Genomic DNA, 16,528 nt, shown 5'->3' on the forward strand with positions numbered 1-16,528 from the left:
TTTCGCGAGGAATGCCGACATTTATGCTCGCCGCCCACCGCCCCCGTTATTTTGTGCTATGTTTAGTGAATAATGCGCTTTGCTTTTAACTTTTAAAGCATAAATATTGCATAATTATTCTGTCAAAGGTACTATCTTCGACCTCAATAGCTATCAGACTGCCAGTATACGAGTGTCAATGAGTATTCAATTAAACGGCATTAATTGCTTTTACGGCGCGCATCAGGCGCTGTTCGATATCACGCTGGATTGCCCTCAGGGCGAAACGCTGGTGTTACTAGGCCCCAGCGGCGCGGGGAAAAGCTCGCTGCTGCGTGTACTCAATCTGCTTGAGATGCCGCGCTCCGGTACGCTCAACATTGCAGGCAACCATTTCGATTTCACTAAGACGCCCTCAGACAAAGCGATTCGCGATCTGCGTCGTAACGTCGGCATGGTGTTTCAACAATACAACCTGTGGCCGCACCTCACCGTGCAGCAAAACCTGATTGAAGCGCCCTGCCGTGTACTGGGATTGAGTAAAGATCAGGCGCTGGCCCGTGCAGAAAAATTGCTGGAACGTCTGCGCCTGAAACCTTTCAGTGATCGCTATCCGCTGCATCTTTCTGGTGGTCAGCAACAGCGTGTTGCTATCGCCCGTGCGCTGATGATGGAACCGCAGGTACTGCTGTTTGATGAACCGACCGCCGCACTGGACCCGGAAATTACGGCGCAAATCGTCAGCATCATTCGTGAACTGGCAGAAACGAATATTACCCAGGTGATCGTCACCCACGAAGTAGAAGTGGCGCGTAAAACCGCCAGTCGTGTGGTGTATATGGAAAATGGTCACATCGTAGAACAAGGCGATGCGAGCTGCTTTACCGAGCCGCAAACCGAAGCATTTAAAAACTATCTCTCTCACTAAGATTCGGGATAACAACAATGAAAAAAGTTCTGATTGCCGCGTTAATTGCAGGTTTTAGTCTTTCCGCCACAGCTGCCGAAACCATTCGTTTTGCCACCGAAGCCTCCTATCCTCCGTTTGAATCGATGGACGCGAATAACCAGATCGTCGGTTTTGACGTCGACCTGGCGCAGGCATTGTGTAAAGAGATTGATGCGACCTGCACTTTCTCTAACCAGGCGTTTGACAGCCTGATCCCAAGCCTGAAATTCCGTCGCGTAGACGCAGTGATGGCTGGCATGGATATCACCCCGGAGCGTGAAAAGCAGGTGCTGTTTACCACGCCGTACTATGACAACTCTGCCCTGTTTGTGGGTCAACAAGGTAAATACACCAGCGTTGATCAGCTGAAAGGCAAAAAAGTCGGCGTTCAGAACGGGACGACGCACCAGAAATTCATTATGGATAAACATCCGGAAATCACCACGGTTCCTTATGATAGCTACCAGAACGCGAAACTCGATCTGCAAAACGGTCGTATCGACGGCGTTTTTGGTGACACCGCAGTGGTAACCGAATGGCTGAAAGATAACCCGAAACTGGCGGCTGTCGGCGACAAAGTGACCGATAAAGATTACTTCGGTACTGGCCTCGGCATCGCGGTACGTCAGGGCAACACTGAACTGCAGCAGAAATTCAACACTGCGCTGGAAAAAGTGAAGAAAGATGGCACTTACGAAACCATCTACAACAAATGGTTCCAGAAGTAATACCTGATGAATGAATTTTTTCCTTTAGCAAGCGCCGCCGGGATGACCGTCGGCCTTGCCGTTTGTGCATTGATTGTCGGACTGGCGCTGGCGATGTTCTTTGCGGTATGGGAGTCAGCAAAATGGCGTCCTGTCGCGTGGGTAGGTTCAGCACTGGTGACGATTCTGCGCGGTCTGCCAGAAATTCTGGTGGTGCTGTTTATCTATTTTGGCTCCTCGCAGTTACTGCTGACGCTTTCGGATGGCTTCACCATCAATCTTGGGATCGTACAGATCCCGGTGCAGATGGACATTGAGAACTTCGACGTTAGCCCGTTCCTGTGTGGGGTTATCGCCCTGTCGCTACTGTATGCCGCCTATGCCTCGCAAACCCTGCGTGGCGCACTGAAAGCGGTGCCGGTGGGCCAGTGGGAATCCGGTCAGGCGCTGGGGCTGTCGAAATCGGCTATCTTTTTCCGCCTGGTGATGCCGCAGATGTGGCGTCATGCGCTGCCTGGTCTCGGTAACCAGTGGCTGGTACTGCTGAAAGATACCGCGCTGGTCAGTTTGATAAGTGTGAATGATTTAATGCTGCAAACTAAAAGCATTGCCACCCGTACTCAGGAGCCGTTTACCTGGTACATTGTGGCAGCAGCGATCTATCTGGTGATTACCCTGCTCAGTCAGTACATTCTCAAACGCATTGACCTGCGCGCGACACGTTTTGAGCGGAGGCCTGGCTGATGCTTGAGTATTTACCCGAACTGATGAAAGGGCTGCACACCAGCCTGACGCTGACGATTGCCTCGCTGATTGTGGCGCTGATTCTGGCGTTGATTTTTACCATCATCCTGACGCTGAAAACGCCGGTACTGGTGTGGCTGGTGCGGGGCTATATCACGCTGTTTACCGGTACGCCGCTGTTGGTGCAGATCTTCCTGATTTACTACGGTCCAGGCCAGTTCCCGACATTGCAGGAGTATCCGGCACTGTGGCATCTGTTGTCAGAACCGTGGTTGTGCGCGCTGATTGCGTTGTCGCTGAACAGTGCGGCGTATACCACGCAGCTATTTTACGGTGCAATTCGTGCGATCCCGGAAGGCCAGTGGCAATCCTGTAGTGCCCTGGGGATGAGCAAAAAAGATACGCTGGCGATCCTGCTGCCGTATGCCTTTAAACGCTCACTCTCTTCTTATTCCAACGAAGTTGTGCTGGTGTTTAAAAGTACCTCTCTGGCTTACACCATTACGCTGATGGAAGTGATGGGTTACAGCCAGTTGTTGTACGGACGCACCTACGATGTCATGGTGTTCGGCGCGGCGGGAATTATTTACCTGGTCGTCAACGGCCTGCTGACACTGATGATGCGTTTGATCGAGCGCAAAGCGCTGGCGTTCGAGCGACGGAATTAATGTTATCTACGTGCTAATGCCGGGTGCAGCGTGCACGCCTTATCCGGCCTACATAGTGCATAGATTAATATAATAAAGACGGACAACCCACTAAGTTGTCCGTCTTTTTTTATTCATTATGAATTATTTAATCATATTTATTGCATATAAATTCACTTGATGGCATTGTTATCTCATGCCGCAGACACGGCCAAAAATCATAAGATTGACAGACGGGAGTTCCATCATGAAAAAGTTAGTTCTTGCCGCTTTACTTTCATCCTGTGCATTCGGCGCTTCTGCCGCAGAGAAAATCAATTTCGGCGTATCAGCGACCTATCCTCCCTTTGAATCTATAGGTGCTAATAATGAGATTGTCGGCTTTGATATCGACCTGGCAAAAGCGTTATGCAAACAGATGCAGGCAGAATGTACTTTTACCAATCACGCTTTCGACAGCCTCATCCCGTCACTGAAATTCAGAAAATATGACGCCGTTATCTCCGGTATGGATATCACGCCGGAGCGTAGCAAGCAGGTATCATTTACCACGCCCTACTACGAAAACTCAGCTGTTGTGATTGCCAAAAAAGATACCTACAAAACGTTTGCCGACCTGAAAGGCAAACGCATTGGGATGGAAAACGGTACAACGCACCAGAAATATATTCAGGATCAGCACCCGGAAGTAAAAACTGTCTCCTATGACAGTTATCAAAATGCCTTTATCGACCTGAAAAATGGTCGTATTGATGGGGTATTTGGTGACACAGCGGTGGTAAACGAATGGCTGAAAACCAATCCGCAACTGGGCGTTGCTACTGAGAAAGTGACCGACCCTCAGTACTTCGGCACCGGTCTGGGCATCGCTGTACGTCCGGATAATAAAGCCCTGCTGGAAAAACTGAATAACGCACTGGCAGCGATTAAAGCAGATGGTACGTATAAAAAAATCAATGACCAGTGGTTCCCGCAGTAAGATTCAGAAAGCCGCACCTGCGGCTTTTTTATTGCTTCACCAGCAGCGTCAGCACTTCATAGTGCGCGGTATGCGGGAACATATCAAAAAGCTGTACCCGTTCGATGCGAAACCCTGGCAGTTCGTGGATATCTTTCGCCATCGTTTGGGCGTTACAGCTGGAGTAGATAATAAAACGCGGTGCCATCGTTGAGAGATAATCACACAGCGGTTTACCAATGCCGCGGCGCGGCGGGTTAACCAGCACCAGCTCCGGCACCTCCCCCTGAGCGGTGGCAAATTGAGTGGAATCCAGCGCCTGAAATTGCAAACGCGTTAAGCCCAGTTCAGCGGCTGATTGCTTCGCACAGGCAATGGCTTCTGGCGCAATTTCGATTCCGGTTAACTGCATCTCAGGCGTCGCGCAGTGTAAACCAAAGCCCCCCACGCCACAGAACAGATCCCACATATGTTTAACCGGCAACTGTCGTACCCAGTCGCGCGCAGTAGCGTACAGCTGGCTGGCGACCACCGGATTAGTCTGGAAGAAACTTTGTGGACGGATCCACAGCGGCACATCGTTAAAACGCTCAGCCAGCGCCTGTTGTTCGCTCAGATAAATCTCCGTCTCCCCTTCCATAATCGCCATATGTACCGGCTGAATGTTGACGGTAATAACTTTCAGCTGCGGCAGTTGTGCCTGTAACCACGGCAGCGCCTTACGCAGTTGTGCCAGCTTGGTTTCGGAACGCAGTACAAAGCGCAGCATCATGCCACCATCGCTCTGGCTTTCAGTCAGCAGAATGTATTTCAGTTCGCCACGCTTACGCGCCACGTTGTAGGGTGTTAACCCCGCACGGGCGATAAACGGTTTTAACGCCGCAAAAACGGGCGCAAATGAGGAGGGATAAAGCGGGCAATCGCAAAGGTCTTCTGGTGTGCCGTCGCGATGCAGCATACCGAGCAGTGGTCTTTCAACGCTACCACTCACCACCATTTTGGCTTTATTACGAAACCCTTGCTCCGGGCCTGACACCGGCTCGCACCATTCCTCAACCGAAAAGTCGGCGAGCAGATTTTTAAGATCGGCGGTTTTAGCGGAGAGTTGCTCTGGAATCAGCTGCGTTATCCACTGACAGGAACGACAGCGACCCGCGTCGTAAAGTGCGCACTGCATACATTGACCTTCACATCATCAGGGGCGACGATTATACACATTATTGCAACTGGAAGAACCGCCGACTGGTCGAGGGAACGAACAGTAGCAACAGGATGAGCATATCCGGCAACTTCTGCAGCATCAGGCTATGGAAGATTTCACGTTTTGATTCACCGGGAATGCTGAACAGCTCCGGATAACCATACCCCAGCGAAGCCGCCCACAAATAACCGGCGGCCGTGATTTGTGTCAACAGATACAGCCAGCGCGCCCAGCGACGCCCTTTCACCAGTGAAAACGCACACCAGATCTCAATGAAAACCAGCACCAGGCTGCTTAAAAAGACCAGTGTTAAACTCCAGGTTTGTACGCTGCGATGAATGAACTCGCCAATACCGCGCACGCCCAGCGTATTGAAAATCATCAGCACGTCGAGGCCACGGATCATAATAATGGCAAGCGCCGCCACCTGTACCAGCGCAGGCACATTCAGGCGAGCATGAGATGAAGATGTTTTCTTAAAAAATCCCAACGTTTCGTCTTCCATGAAAACAATGCCGCGACATGCGCGGCATTATGTAGCCAGGTTGGCAAATTTTAGTGTCTTCAGCCACGTCTTGCACGCTGGATGTCGCGTATCCGCTGTTTTTCTGCGCGCGCCATCAGATACCAGGCGATAAATCCGACAATTCCGACCGCGCCGAGGATCAATGTTGCCAGGGCGTTAATTTCCGGATTCACCCCCATCCGCACGCTGGAGAAGACCAGCATCGGTAACGTGGTGGCTCCCGGCCCGGAAACAAAGCTGGCTATCACCAGATCGTCGAGCGACAGAGTAAAAGCCAGTAAGCAGCCAGAAATGATTGCGGGCATGATCATCGGTAGCGTAATGACGAAAAACACTTTCAGCGGCGTCGCACCGAGATCCATCGCCGCTTCTTCAATGGAGCGATCCAGTTCCCGCAGGCGCGAGGAAATAACGACTGCCACATAAGCCGTACAGAAAGTGACATGCGCCAGCCAGATGGTGAGCATACCGCGGTCCGCAGGCCAGCCAATGGCATGAGCAAGCGCGACGAATAACAACAACAGCGACAAACCTGTGATGACATCTGGCATTACCAGCGGCGCGGTGATCATAAAGGCAAAACCATTTGATCCGCGAAACCTGCCAAAACGCACCAGCACTACCGCCGCAATAGTCCCGAGGATCGCCGCTGCCGTTGCCGCACAGGCTGCAATTGTCAGGCTTAAACCAACCGCGCTCATCATCGCGTCATCACGCAGTAATTCGCCATACCAGCGCGTTGACCAACCCGCCCATACCGTCACCAACTTCGAGCTGTTAAACGAATAGATAACCAGCATCAGCATTGGTGCGTAGAGAAAAGTGAAGCTCAGCAGCAAAATCACAATCCGCCAGGGCGAACGAACCACCGGTAAATTATTCATCCGTGTTCTCCCACGCTTTTTTGCTGATGCTTGTGGAACCACATTATCGGCACAATTAGCAGCAACAACATGATGATCGCCACTGCCGAGGCCACCGGCCAGTCACGGTTGTTAAAGAACTCCTGCCACAGTACACGCCCGATCATGATGCTATCCGGGCCGCCGAGCAGTTCCGGGATCACAAACTCGCCCACAGCCGGGATAAATACCAACATCGATCCGGCAATAATCCCACCTTTAGTCAGCGGCACAATGACAGTAAAGAACGTTTTCAGCGGTCGCGCGCCGAGATCCATGGCCGCTTCCACCAGCGAATAATCAATACGAATCAACGCGGTGTAAATCGGCAGCACCATAAACGGCACGTAGGCGTAAACAATGCCGATATAAACTGCCAGATTGGTATGCAGAATGGTCAGCGGCTGGTCTATAACCCCCAGCCACAGCAGAAAATTATTCAGCACACCGTTGTTTTTCAATATTCCCATCCAGGCATAAACGCGGATCAGAAACGAGGTCCACGACGGCAGGATCACCAGCAGCAATAAGATATTGCGGGTCGAAGGCTTACTGTGCGCCACCGCCCACGCCAGCGGATAGCCGATCAGTAAACAACAAATTGTCGAAATCGCCGCTACCTGTAACGACTGGAGATATGCATCGAAATAGAGCGGATCGTCAGTCAGTTGCAGGAAATTACCGAGATTAAGAGTGATGGAAAGTTGCCCGTCAGCCCACTCCATCAGTTCGGTATAAGGTGGAATAGCGCGCGCCATCTCCGCCAGACTTATTTTAAAGACGATCAGAAATGGCAGCAGAAACAGTAAGATCAACCAGATATACGGCAACGCAATGACCAGTTTTCTCCCATGCTTCATTTGCAGCTGCGACAACCACAGCTTAAATCCGCCCGGCGGTTTCGACTGGGCAGCAGGTTCAAGTGTACTCATCTTTGCTCCTTAAACCGTCAACACCACACAGCTGTCCACTTCCCAGCACAAACGCACTTCGTCGCCCCAGGTCGGTAACCCTTTGCGATAACGATGGGCGTTTTGTAGCTGGGCGCTAATCATCTGCCCGCTTTTTAGACGAACGTGATACACCGAAAGATCGCCGAGATAGGCAATGTGCATCACCTCCCCTACCGCGAAGTTACAACCATTGGCGGGCGGCTCCTCGCAGAGCATGATTTTTTCCGGACGCAGCGCCACATGCACCGGCACGTTATCGACCACCGAAGCATCCGCATCGACTTTCAGTGGATGCACCAGCCCCGGCGAATAAAGCACTAGACCATCTTCCTGACGCTCTTTGAGTACACCTTCAAAGACGTTTACCGAACCGATAAATTCAGCGCTATAGCGGGTGGTCGGATGCTCGTAGATCTCTTCCGGCTCGCCAATCTGGACAAATTTCCCACGATTCATAATGGCGATACGCCCCGCCATGGTCATCGCCTCTTCCTGATCGTGGGTGACCATCACACAAGTCACACCAACGCGCTCCAGAATATCCACCACTTCAAGCTGCATCCGGTCACGCAATTTTTTATCCAGCGCACCCATCGGCTCGTCGAGCAGTAATAGTTTTGGGCGTTTAGCGAGGCTTCGGGCCAGGGCCACACGCTGTCGCTGACCGCCGGAAAGCTGATGCGGTTTGCGTTTGGCGAACTCCTGCATATGCACCAGCCCAAGCATCTCATTGACCCGGCTGGCAATTTCCGCTTTCGGCAATTTGTCCTGTTTCAGGCCAAAAGCGATGTTCTGTTCCACGGTCATATGCGGAAACAGCGCGTAAGACTGAAACATCATATTGATAGGGCGCAGGTAAGGCGGCACCTGTGATAAATCGACGCCATCGAGCATAATCTGCCCGGCAGAAGGTTGTTCGAAACCTGCCAGCATACGCAGCAGCGTGGACTTGCCACAGCCGGATGCGCCCAGCAGCGCGAAGATTTCGCCTTTATAAATGGTCAGGCTGACATCATCGACCGCATGCTGACCATCGTAAGATTTAGTCAGATTACGGATTTCTAATAGCGGCGTCAGCGCCTTACGGGTTTTCGCCTGGGGGCGAGGGATAGCGTCATTCACGGCTGCTCTCCGGCATTGAATGTGTGCAAGCGCACCCTGATGGTGCGAATTGCCGGCGGGTGTGGTGCGCCCGTCCGGCATCTACGGCTGCGGATTATTTTCCGCTCTTCACTTTGGTCCAGGCGCGGGTGCGCACACGGTCGATTTTCGGATCCTGTACTTTCAGAGTGAACAGTTTGGCGCGGACATCCGCAGGCGGGTAAATACCCGGATTATCACGCACTTCTGCACTCACCAGCGGCGTGGCTTCTTTATTAGCATTAGCATAGAACACATGGTCAGAGATATGTGCTACCACATCCGGGCGCAGCAGATAATTCAGGAACTGATAGGCTTCGTCTTTATTTTTGGCATCCGCAGGCATGGCGAAGACATCAAAGAATGCCATCGCCCCTTCTTTCGGAATCGAGAACGAGACATTCACGCCATTCTTCGCTTCTTTCGCGCGGTTTGACGCCTGCCAGACATCGCCCGCCCAGCCTATAGCGACGCAAATATCGCCGTTTGCCAGGTCGTTAATGTATTGAGATGAATGGAAATAACGAATGTTCGGGCGCAGCTTTAACAGCAGATCGGTTGCCGGCCCGGTGTAATCATCCGCTTTAGTGCTGTTGGGATCTTTACCGAGATAATTCAGCACGGTAGCAAAAACTTCTTCTGGCGCGTCGAGGAAAGAGACGCCGCAGCTTTTCAGTTTTTCCAGATTTTCAGGTTTGAGGATCAAGTCCCAGCTATCGACGGGCGCGTTTTCACCCAGTACCGCTTTGACTTTATCGACGTTATAGCCAATCCCGGTCGTCGCCCACATATAGGGCATAGCAAATTTATTGTCGGGATCGTGTTTGGCGACCAGCTTCAGCAGCTCCGGATCGAGATTCTTCCACTCCGGCAATTTGCTTTTATCCAGCGGCTGGAAAACTCCCGCTGTCAGCTGGCGCTCAAGAAAGCTTGCTGACGGCACCACCAGGTCAAAGCCAGTGCTCCCCGCCATTAATTTGCCTTCCAGTACTTCGTTAGAGTCGAAAACATCGTAGACGACTTTAATACCAGTTTCTTTTTCAAAATTGGCCACCGTGTCCGGGGCGATATAATCAGACCAGTTATAAATGTGGAGTGTTTTTTGTTCAGCCGCGAGCGTGCCGACAGAGACGGCCATCAGAGCACCCGCAACCAGACCCGATAGCCATTTTTTATTTAAGGCAGTCATATCTCTTTCCTTCTGAAAGTTCGTTAACAAACGAACAAAAGTTGTCACAATCAAAGATATGCAATAAACGTGCATATTTTTTTATCGGCGCGGTGTAAGAAAAGAGCACTCTCTCCCGGCCAGCACTGCTCGCTATATAAAAGCCTCGCAAGAATAACTTTAGCCAGGGTTTGAGACTATAGCTCAGATTAAAAAACGCCTTTTAACAATTTTTTATGCAGGAATTGTCTATGTGATAAAGGATTACAGAGGAAAGACAGGTGAATAATTCTTTAATGAAAGGTTAAATGTAGCATAAACGTTTGCAACACGCAGCCGCTTCGGTGGCGACTGCGGATACGAGAACAATTATTAGTGTAGAAAATGGTTTTCAGTGCTGCTTTTTTGCCCATCATCGTCTGCAGTAAATAATAATTGGTGGGCATTCGCTTCAAGGATCACCATTGAAATTTGCTCTTCGCTTTGGCGAACGAACCAGGCAAACTGTTCGTAAGTAATCCCCTGAGCTATGGATAAAGCCTGGCAAACCACCAACTTCGGCAGATTATCATCCTGCATATCAAGAAACGCTTTTACCGTGAGTGAGCTGGCATTAATAGCCGAGAGATCGGCTGCCAGCGGTAACAGCGCTGAAGGGCGCACTTCAGCCATTGCCGCAAACAGAATAGTGTTATCGATCAGATCGATCTTCGCATCAAAAATGCCATCGAAGTTCTGCATATGCGGTAAATGCAGAGCCTGGCATGAATCACATTCAAAAAAGCTCATACCCATATCGTCGAGCCATTGACGCAACATATCCAGACCAGGAATGACCAGCGATGTCATAATTCTGTACTACCTCTAACGATGAAAAATTCCGGCACAGCTTACGTAAAAAGAAGGCCGGATGCTATGATCCGGCACGATATTACGCTTATCCGCCAGTTTTAAGACAAAATTCTGGCGTGGCATGGCGTTCAATCCAGCGGATCATTTTGCCTGCAATATCCACACCTGTGGTTTTCTCTATCCCTTCAAGACCAGGAGATGCATTCACTTCCATCACCAACGGTCCACGTTCTGCGCGCAGAATATCAACGCCTGCTACATCCAGAGCCATAGTCCGGGCAGCCTTAAGCGCGATTTCACGTTCTCGTTCTGTAATACAGGCGATACTAGCCGCACCACCGCGATGTAAGTTGGAACGAAAATCGCCCTCTTTCGCCCGCCGTTCGATGGCTGCGACGACTTCATCACCCACGACCAGACAGCGGATATCGCGACCTTTTGCTTCTTTTATATATTCCTGCACCAGAATATGCGCATTAAGGCCGCGAAAAGCGTCAATGACACTTTCTGCAGCCTGCCGCGTTTCTGCCAGCACCACACCAATTCCCTGTGTGCCTTCGACCAGCTTAACCACCAGCGGTGCACCACCGACCATGTCTATCAAATCACTGGTATCGTCCGGTGAATGGGCGATCCCCGTTACCGGCAGATCAATCCCCTGACGCGCCAGTAGCTGCATAGAGCGCAACTTGTCACGCGCACGGGCAATAGCGACCGATTCATTTAGCGGGTAACTGCCCAGCATTTCAAACTGACGTAGCGCCGCCGTACCGTAAAAAGTAATAGCTGAGCCGATACGCGGGATCACCGCGTCAAAATGGGGAAGCTTGCGCCCTTTATAGTGGATCGAGGAGGCTGCCGGATTGATATTCATGTAGCAAGACAGCGGATCGAGAACTTCAACCAGGTGACCACGCTGAATAGCAGCTTCTCGTAGCCGCTTACATGAATAGAGCGTTCCATCCCGGGACAGTATGGCAATCTTCACCCTGCACCTCTCAGTCAAAACTGGCAAAAGCCTGCGTATCATACACTGGCTAACGCGTCGCCCAACCCTGTTTGTGTAAATAATCAAGAATAAAAGGACGGTTTTCTTTAATGATGGTCCGACGGATATGGTCGCTCCAGGTGTCACGACGATTATTGCTACTGCGAGTAAGATAGTATTCCGCCAGTTGCTCGTCATATTGCGCCAGAGCCTCTTTATCCAGCGGTTGATAGCTGTTTTCGTGTACCAAAATAGAGGCAGGCAAACGCGGCTTGAGATCCGGATTATCGGCTGGCCAACCCAGGCACAAACCAAACAATGGCAGGACATGTTTTGGCAATTTCAGTAGCTCAGTCACTGCTTCAATATTGTTGCGAAGCCCACCGATATATACCCCACCCAAACCTAAGGATTCCGCAGCGGTCAGGGCATTTTGTGCCATCAATGCGGTGTCAACAACCCCAAGCAGAAGCTGCTCAGCCAGACCGAGTTGCGCATCAGGGCAAATCTGTAAGTGGCGATTAAAATCAGCGCAGAAAACCCAAAATTCTGCCGCCTGGGCAACATGCTGTTGCCCGCCCGTCAACGGTACCAATGCTTCGCGTAACGCCCTGTCGGTGATGCGGATGATGGAAGTACACTGCAAAAAGCTGGAACTCGAGGTGCATTGAGCACTTTTGATAATGGCTTCGCGCTGCTCTGCAGTGATGGGCTTATCAGTGAAATGGCGAATGGATCGATGTTGGCAAAGTAATTCAATTGTTGGTGTCATTACATTGTTCTCTCAGAGAAAAGGAAAACATCCCTATGCAATACAAAGCACAAGTGTAAAACGTAACGGTAATGAATGCTTAACAGTTATCGTCTTTCAGAGCGAGAATGGGGAAACAGGAGAATGAATGGCAAGGCGATTCAGATCGTCGCCTCTGCCAAATTTTAGCTATTACGTTTTCGTTCTCGTTTTTGTCGCAGATCGAATAAGCTACTGATAAACAAGAAACATAATGCGCCAAGAGCACACCAGAATACCGCACTCAGCAACCACGCCAGCTCTTGCCATAAAGACCTGTGAGTGGTGAAGAAAAGCCGTAACAATAGCATGCAGCAGGGAGCTGCCATCATCGCTCCCAGCAACGGGTTAATTACCGCCCGACGGTTAGAGCAAAAACTGGCAACCGCGCCCGGTAAAATGAAGAACAAAAGTCCAAGTTCAGGATGCCCGGCGGCCCGAAACGCGCCTTTCATCTGCGTGGCAAGGAAAAGACACACAACGATAAACAGTACGAAACAGCAAATGGCCCCTGCCCAACTTCGTTTACGTTTCACTTGTTCCTCCTGATACTGTCTCTATCGAACACGCTTTTCGCCTGTAGTGCTCAGTGTGATAAAGCTGTTCAGCATTCCATGCTTAAATACGTCAACACATTTCTTATAGCCGTTGATACGTAATGATATTAAACTAGCTGAATATATAGCAGTGTTGCTTTTAGTGGGTGCGGTACAGGGCCGATATCACCCTTAATTGGTACGCAAAACATTAGCCTAAATTACCATTTCTTTCAACAGCTTACTCGTAAACAAGAAGTTAGTCTCCGTGAATATAAACGTCGCAGAATTGTTAAACGGGAATTACATCCTGTTATTATTTGTGGTCCTGGCGCTCGGACTTTGCCTCGGAAAATTGCGTCTTGGTTCCATCCAACTCGGTAATTCCATTGGCGTTTTAGTCGTCTCCCTGTTATTAGGGCAGCAGCATTTCAGTATTAACACTGAAGCACTTAATCTTGGCTTTATGCTGTTTATTTTTTGTGTTGGGGTGGAAGCCGGACCAAACTTTTTTTCTATTTTTTTTCGCGACGGGAAAAACTACCTGATGCTGGCTCTGGTAATGGTCGGTAGCGCGCTGCTGATCGCCCTGGGCCTGGGTAAGCTGTTTGGCTGGGATATCGGCCTGACGGCAGGTATGCTGGCAGGCTCAATGACGTCAACGCCGGTGCTGGTAGGTGCCGGAGACACATTACGTCATTTCGGGATCAGTGGTACAGAACTCTCCTCCGCACTGGATAACCTAAGTCTCGGGTATGCCTTAACTTACTTAATTGGTTTGGTGAGTCTGATTGTCGGTGCGCGTTATCTGCCGAAGCTGCAACACCAGGATTTACAGACCAGCGCCCAACAAATAGCCCGTGAACGCGGCCTCGATACCGACACCACGCGTAAAGTGTATCTACCCGTTATTCGTGCTTACCGCGTGGGGCCCGAACTGGTCGCGTGGACTGATGGTAAAAATCTTCGTGAACTGGGGATTTATCGTCAGACGGGATGCTATATCGAACGTATTCGTCGTAACGGAATTTTAGCAAACCCGGACGGCGATGCTGTTTTACAAATGGGCGATGAGATTGCACTTGTCGGCTATCCAGATGCTCACGCCCGGCTTGATCCCAGCTTCCGAAATGGTAAAGAGGTATTCGATCGCGATCTACTCGACATGCGTATCGTTACCGAAGAAGTGGTGGTAAAAAACCACAACGCCGTTGGTAAACGCCTGGCACAACTGAAACTTACCGATCACGGCTGCTTCCTGAATCGGGTAATTCGCAGCCAGATTGAAATGCCAATCGATGACAATGTTGTACTCAACAAAGGCGATGTTTTACAGGTGAGCGGGGATGCTCGCCGTGTAAAAACCATTGCTGACCGCATCGGCTTTATCTCGATTCACAGCCAGGTCACCGACCTTCTGGCCTTCTGCGCCTTCTTTATCATTGGTCTGATGATCGGGATGATTACCTTCCAGTTCAGTTCATTCAGTTTTGGCATGGGTAATGCCGCCGGTCTTTTATTCGCCGGGATTATGCTTGGCTTTATGCGTGCAAACCACCCTACTTTCGGCTACATACCGCAAGGTGCGTTAAGTATGGTGAAAGAGTTTGGCCTGATGGTGTTTATGGCTGGCGTCGGTTTAAGTGCGGGTAGTGGGATCAATAACGGGCTTGGAGCTATTGGCGGCCAAATGTTGGTGGCCGGGCTTATTGTTAGTCTGGTACCTGTGGTGATCTGCTTCCTGTTTGGTGCGTATGTGTTGCGAATGAATCGCGCGTTACTGTTTGGCGCGATGATGGGCGCACGTACCTGCGCACCTGCAATGGAAATTATCAGCGATACCGCGCGTAGCAATATCCCTGCGCTGGGTTACGCAGGCACCTATGCCATCGCCAATGTTCTTTTAACGTTGGCAGGGACAATCATTGTTATGGTGTGGCCAGGACTCGGATAAAACTGAAGTTGCCCTGAAAAGAAAATTTTTTGCGTAATGCGCAGAACTTTTCCTCAAGGCGTCAGTCTTAATTAGTGCCACTGCTTTTCTTTGATGTCCCCAATTTGTGGAGCCCATCAACCCCGCCGTTTTGGTTCAAGGTTGATGGGTTTTTTGTTGCCTGAAATTTATGCCGTTTAAAATCATGAGATTAGGTAATCCGCTATACGGCGATGGCGACAGGTTGTGCATGGAGTGGATTTGAACGCTACCTGCAGCGATACCGTAATGGTGAAGCCCGTGGATTGACAGAATACCCCCACATGAAACGTGAAATATGGCAGGTTTACTTTGCTTCCAATACTGATAGTCAAAAACACATAAGAACAACATCATGCTGTGAAACATCAAAGATGACAGTTGCAGAAACGCTGATTCTTAAGGATAGTTCAGGCAGATCGCCAAATTGTTAAAAGCTCGCTATGATTTAGCCAACTGGATGATAAATTTTTGATATTTTCATGTGGTTACCACCCCGATTCTTCTCCATCATGATCATATATTTTTATTCGTGTACGGCATCTAATCCTACTAAACAAATAATGTAAATCATTTTGAATTATTTCAGGTCGCGCTCATATTTCAATAAATAAACTCTTATCTTCAATAAATATGTGCACACTGTAATTCTCTTTATTCGCATCACTAGAAAGATGATAAATAGCTCCATCATTCTTCCAGTAGGAAGGTAATGATGATATTACCTGCACAATATTGTATTTATTATTTTCATACCATGATAAATCATTAAACAGCAGTATAATTTTTGCTGACATCTTTAGCATCCTGTACAAATATCGATAAATTATTTATATACTGCTAGTCCATCTATTCGATGTTTATCCTCATATATGCCACTTCTCCTTTCTTCTCGCATACACATAACGTAAGTATTACTCCCCAGCGATTCTTTTTACCATTTTTAAAATATCGTCGCGTGTCAGTGGCTTACTGTCAGTCACAAAATGCAATGTCATACCTTCAATAAATGCATCCAGTGCCCGGGCCGTATCGGGATCAAACCACTGTTGCAACGTCTGCTGGCTGCTGTGCATCCAGTTTTGCATGACCTTTTTCAAAGCAGGTTTACGACTGGCAAAAGCATATAACTGATACATCAACGCCATTTTCTCTGGCGTGGTGATTTGCGCACTATGGATCATCTCAGTGATGGCTTCACAGGCTTCTATCGGTTCCGAGACTCCGGTAAAAAAAGACTGGTATTGCTCTGTCATGGTTTCCGTAAAACGACGAAATGCAATGGTCAATAATTCATCGATTCCCGAGAAATAATAAGTCAACGATCCCAACGGGACTTGCGCAATTATCGCAATTTTACGGTGTGTCACGGCATGGATACCGTGCGTCGCAATGGCTTCCAGAGTGGCAGCAATAATCTTTTCTCGCCTTTGGGGATCGTTGCTCCGTCGCACTGCACTTCCTCATTAAACAGGTATGTGTACAAATGTACACAACCTTGCTACTGTTGTCCTCT

The 16,528-nt window shown here is 49.6% G+C and carries 18 protein-coding genes; 6 read left to right on the forward strand and 12 right to left on the reverse strand.

Annotated elements, in window-relative coordinates:
* The first annotated feature begins 178 nt into the window (after positions 1 to 178).
* The 5 genes from artP to artJ all read left to right on the forward strand — a co-directional run bounded on the left by artP (position 179) and on the right by artJ (position 4,005).
* Complete coding sequence (gene artP / locus K0335_RS18030) at positions 179 to 907, forward strand: arginine ABC transporter ATP-binding protein ArtP (protein ID WP_000027199.1); 729 nt, start codon at positions 179 to 181, stop codon at positions 905 to 907.
* 17 nt (positions 908 to 924) lie between these two features.
* Positions 925 to 1,656, forward strand: a complete 732-nt coding sequence (artI, locus tag K0335_RS18035) for an arginine ABC transporter substrate-binding protein ArtI (RefSeq protein ID WP_000756580.1) — start codon at positions 925 to 927, stop codon at positions 1,654 to 1,656.
* A gap of 6 nt (positions 1,657 to 1,662) precedes the next feature.
* Positions 1,663 to 2,379 carry an arginine ABC transporter permease ArtQ gene (artQ, locus tag K0335_RS18040; RefSeq protein ID WP_039020450.1) on the forward strand — a complete coding sequence of 239 codons (717 nt, stop codon included), beginning with the start codon at positions 1,663 to 1,665 and terminating at the stop codon, positions 2,377 to 2,379.
* The gene (gene artM / locus K0335_RS18045) at positions 2,379 to 3,047 is read left to right on the forward strand and encodes an arginine ABC transporter permease ArtM (protein ID WP_000895400.1); all 669 of its coding nucleotides are present in this window, start codon (positions 2,379 to 2,381) and stop codon (positions 3,045 to 3,047) included. Before artQ ends, artM begins: the two co-directional genes overlap by 1 nt.
* Positions 3,048 to 3,273: 226 nt before the next feature.
* Positions 3,274 to 4,005 (forward strand): arginine ABC transporter substrate-binding protein ArtJ, encoded by a 732-nt coding sequence (gene artJ, locus K0335_RS18050; protein WP_039020449.1) that lies wholly within the window; start codon positions 3,274 to 3,276, stop codon positions 4,003 to 4,005.
* A gap of 28 nt (positions 4,006 to 4,033) precedes the next feature.
* Here artJ and rlmC read toward each other — a convergent pair whose 3' ends face one another.
* The 10 genes from rlmC to K0335_RS18100 form a co-directional block, all read right to left on the reverse strand.
* The gene (gene rlmC / locus K0335_RS18055; RefSeq protein WP_104919485.1) at positions 4,034 to 5,161 is read right to left on the reverse strand and encodes a 23S rRNA (uracil(747)-C(5))-methyltransferase RlmC; all 1,128 of its coding nucleotides are present in this window, start codon (positions 5,159 to 5,161) and stop codon (positions 4,034 to 4,036) included.
* A 40-nt stretch (positions 5,162 to 5,201) separates the two neighbouring features.
* Positions 5,202 to 5,690 carry a YbjO family protein gene (locus K0335_RS18060; protein ID WP_000389256.1) on the reverse strand — a complete coding sequence of 163 codons (489 nt, stop codon included), beginning with the start codon at positions 5,688 to 5,690 and terminating at the stop codon, positions 5,202 to 5,204.
* 59 nt (positions 5,691 to 5,749) lie between these two features.
* On the reverse strand, positions 5,750 to 6,595 hold the full coding sequence (gene potI, locus K0335_RS18065) for a putrescine ABC transporter permease PotI (RefSeq protein ID WP_219393982.1): 846 nt from the start codon (positions 6,593 to 6,595) through the stop codon (positions 5,750 to 5,752).
* Entirely contained in the window at positions 6,592 to 7,545 is a 954-nt protein-coding gene (gene potH / locus K0335_RS18070; RefSeq protein WP_000105437.1) for a putrescine ABC transporter permease PotH, read from the reverse strand. The genes potI and potH overlap by 4 nt, the downstream gene beginning before the upstream one ends.
* 9 nt (positions 7,546 to 7,554) lie before the next feature.
* The gene (gene potG / locus K0335_RS18075) at positions 7,555 to 8,688 is read right to left on the reverse strand and encodes a putrescine ABC transporter ATP-binding subunit PotG (RefSeq protein WP_104919486.1); all 1,134 of its coding nucleotides are present in this window, start codon (positions 8,686 to 8,688) and stop codon (positions 7,555 to 7,557) included.
* 94 nt (positions 8,689 to 8,782) lie between these two features.
* Entirely contained in the window at positions 8,783 to 9,895 is a 1,113-nt protein-coding gene (gene potF / locus K0335_RS18080; protein WP_000126075.1) for a spermidine/putrescine ABC transporter substrate-binding protein PotF, read from the reverse strand.
* A 351-nt stretch (positions 9,896 to 10,246) separates the two neighbouring features.
* Positions 10,247 to 10,723, reverse strand: a complete 477-nt coding sequence (locus tag K0335_RS18085; RefSeq protein WP_000202971.1) for a YbjN domain-containing protein — start codon at positions 10,721 to 10,723, stop codon at positions 10,247 to 10,249.
* Positions 10,724 to 10,811: 88 nt separating this feature from the next.
* Positions 10,812 to 11,714, reverse strand: a complete 903-nt coding sequence (gene rimK, locus K0335_RS18090) for a 30S ribosomal protein S6--L-glutamate ligase (protein WP_000684353.1) — start codon at positions 11,712 to 11,714, stop codon at positions 10,812 to 10,814.
* A gap of 49 nt (positions 11,715 to 11,763) precedes the next feature.
* Positions 11,764 to 12,486: a nitroreductase NfsA gene (gene nfsA / locus K0335_RS18095; RefSeq protein WP_000189184.1), complete on the reverse strand. Its 723-nt coding sequence runs from the start codon at positions 12,484 to 12,486 to the stop codon at positions 11,764 to 11,766.
* Between the two features lie 164 nt (positions 12,487 to 12,650).
* Complete coding sequence (locus K0335_RS18100) at positions 12,651 to 13,040, reverse strand: inner membrane protein YbjM (protein ID WP_000824135.1); 390 nt, start codon at positions 13,038 to 13,040, stop codon at positions 12,651 to 12,653.
* 268 nt (positions 13,041 to 13,308) lie between these two features.
* On the opposite strand from K0335_RS18100, the gene K0335_RS18105 reads away from it, so the two are divergent.
* Positions 13,309 to 14,994 carry an aspartate:alanine antiporter gene (locus tag K0335_RS18105; protein WP_219393983.1) on the forward strand — a complete coding sequence of 562 codons (1,686 nt, stop codon included), beginning with the start codon at positions 13,309 to 13,311 and terminating at the stop codon, positions 14,992 to 14,994.
* Positions 14,995 to 15,608: 614 nt separating this feature from the next.
* Here K0335_RS18105 and K0335_RS18110 read toward each other — a convergent pair.
* Positions 15,609 to 15,809: a hypothetical protein gene (locus tag K0335_RS18110; protein WP_223685824.1), complete on the reverse strand. Its 201-nt coding sequence runs from the start codon at positions 15,807 to 15,809 to the stop codon at positions 15,609 to 15,611.
* A gap of 117 nt (positions 15,810 to 15,926) precedes the next feature.
* Positions 15,927 to 16,466, reverse strand: a complete 540-nt coding sequence (locus K0335_RS18115) for a TetR/AcrR family transcriptional regulator (protein WP_219393985.1) — start codon at positions 16,464 to 16,466, stop codon at positions 15,927 to 15,929.
* Between the last annotated feature and the right edge of the window lie 62 nt (positions 16,467 to 16,528).

This window comes from Escherichia sp. GZ89 (assembly GCF_019366485.1).
Classification (GTDB): Bacteria; Pseudomonadota; Gammaproteobacteria; order Enterobacterales; family Enterobacteriaceae; genus Escherichia; species Escherichia fergusonii.

What these genes read in the sequence shown, in the direction of transcription:
- K0335_RS18060 (WP_000389256.1), bottom strand. Translation starts at nt 5,690, where the DNA reads ATGGAAGACGAAACGTTGGGATTTTTTAAGAAAACATCTTCATCTCAT.
- potF (WP_000126075.1), bottom strand. Translation starts at nt 9,895, where the DNA reads ATGACTGCCTTAAATAAAAAATGGCTATCGGGTCTGGTTGCGGGTGCT.
- nfsA (WP_000189184.1), bottom strand. Translation starts at nt 12,486, where the DNA reads ATGACACCAACAATTGAATTACTTTGCCAACATCGATCCATTCGCCAT.
- artQ (WP_039020450.1), top strand. Translation starts at nt 1,663, where the DNA reads ATGAATGAATTTTTTCCTTTAGCAAGCGCCGCCGGGATGACCGTCGGC.
- potI (WP_219393982.1), bottom strand. Translation starts at nt 6,595, where the DNA reads ATGAATAATTTACCGGTGGTTCGTTCGCCCTGGCGGATTGTGATTTTG.
- artP (WP_000027199.1), top strand. Translation starts at nt 179, where the DNA reads ATGAGTATTCAATTAAACGGCATTAATTGCTTTTACGGCGCGCATCAG.
- K0335_RS18085 (WP_000202971.1), bottom strand. Translation starts at nt 10,723, where the DNA reads ATGACATCGCTGGTCATTCCTGGTCTGGATATGTTGCGTCAATGGCTC.
- K0335_RS18110 (WP_223685824.1), bottom strand. Translation starts at nt 15,809, where the DNA reads ATGTCAGCAAAAATTATACTGCTGTTTAATGATTTATCATGGTATGAA.
- artI (WP_000756580.1), top strand. Translation starts at nt 925, where the DNA reads ATGAAAAAAGTTCTGATTGCCGCGTTAATTGCAGGTTTTAGTCTTTCC.
- potH (WP_000105437.1), bottom strand. Translation starts at nt 7,545, where the DNA reads ATGAGTACACTTGAACCTGCTGCCCAGTCGAAACCGCCGGGCGGATTT.
- artM (WP_000895400.1), top strand. Translation starts at nt 2,379, where the DNA reads ATGCTTGAGTATTTACCCGAACTGATGAAAGGGCTGCACACCAGCCTG.
- artJ (WP_039020449.1), top strand. Translation starts at nt 3,274, where the DNA reads ATGAAAAAGTTAGTTCTTGCCGCTTTACTTTCATCCTGTGCATTCGGC.
- rlmC (WP_104919485.1), bottom strand. Translation starts at nt 5,161, where the DNA reads ATGCAGTGCGCACTTTACGACGCGGGTCGCTGTCGTTCCTGTCAGTGG.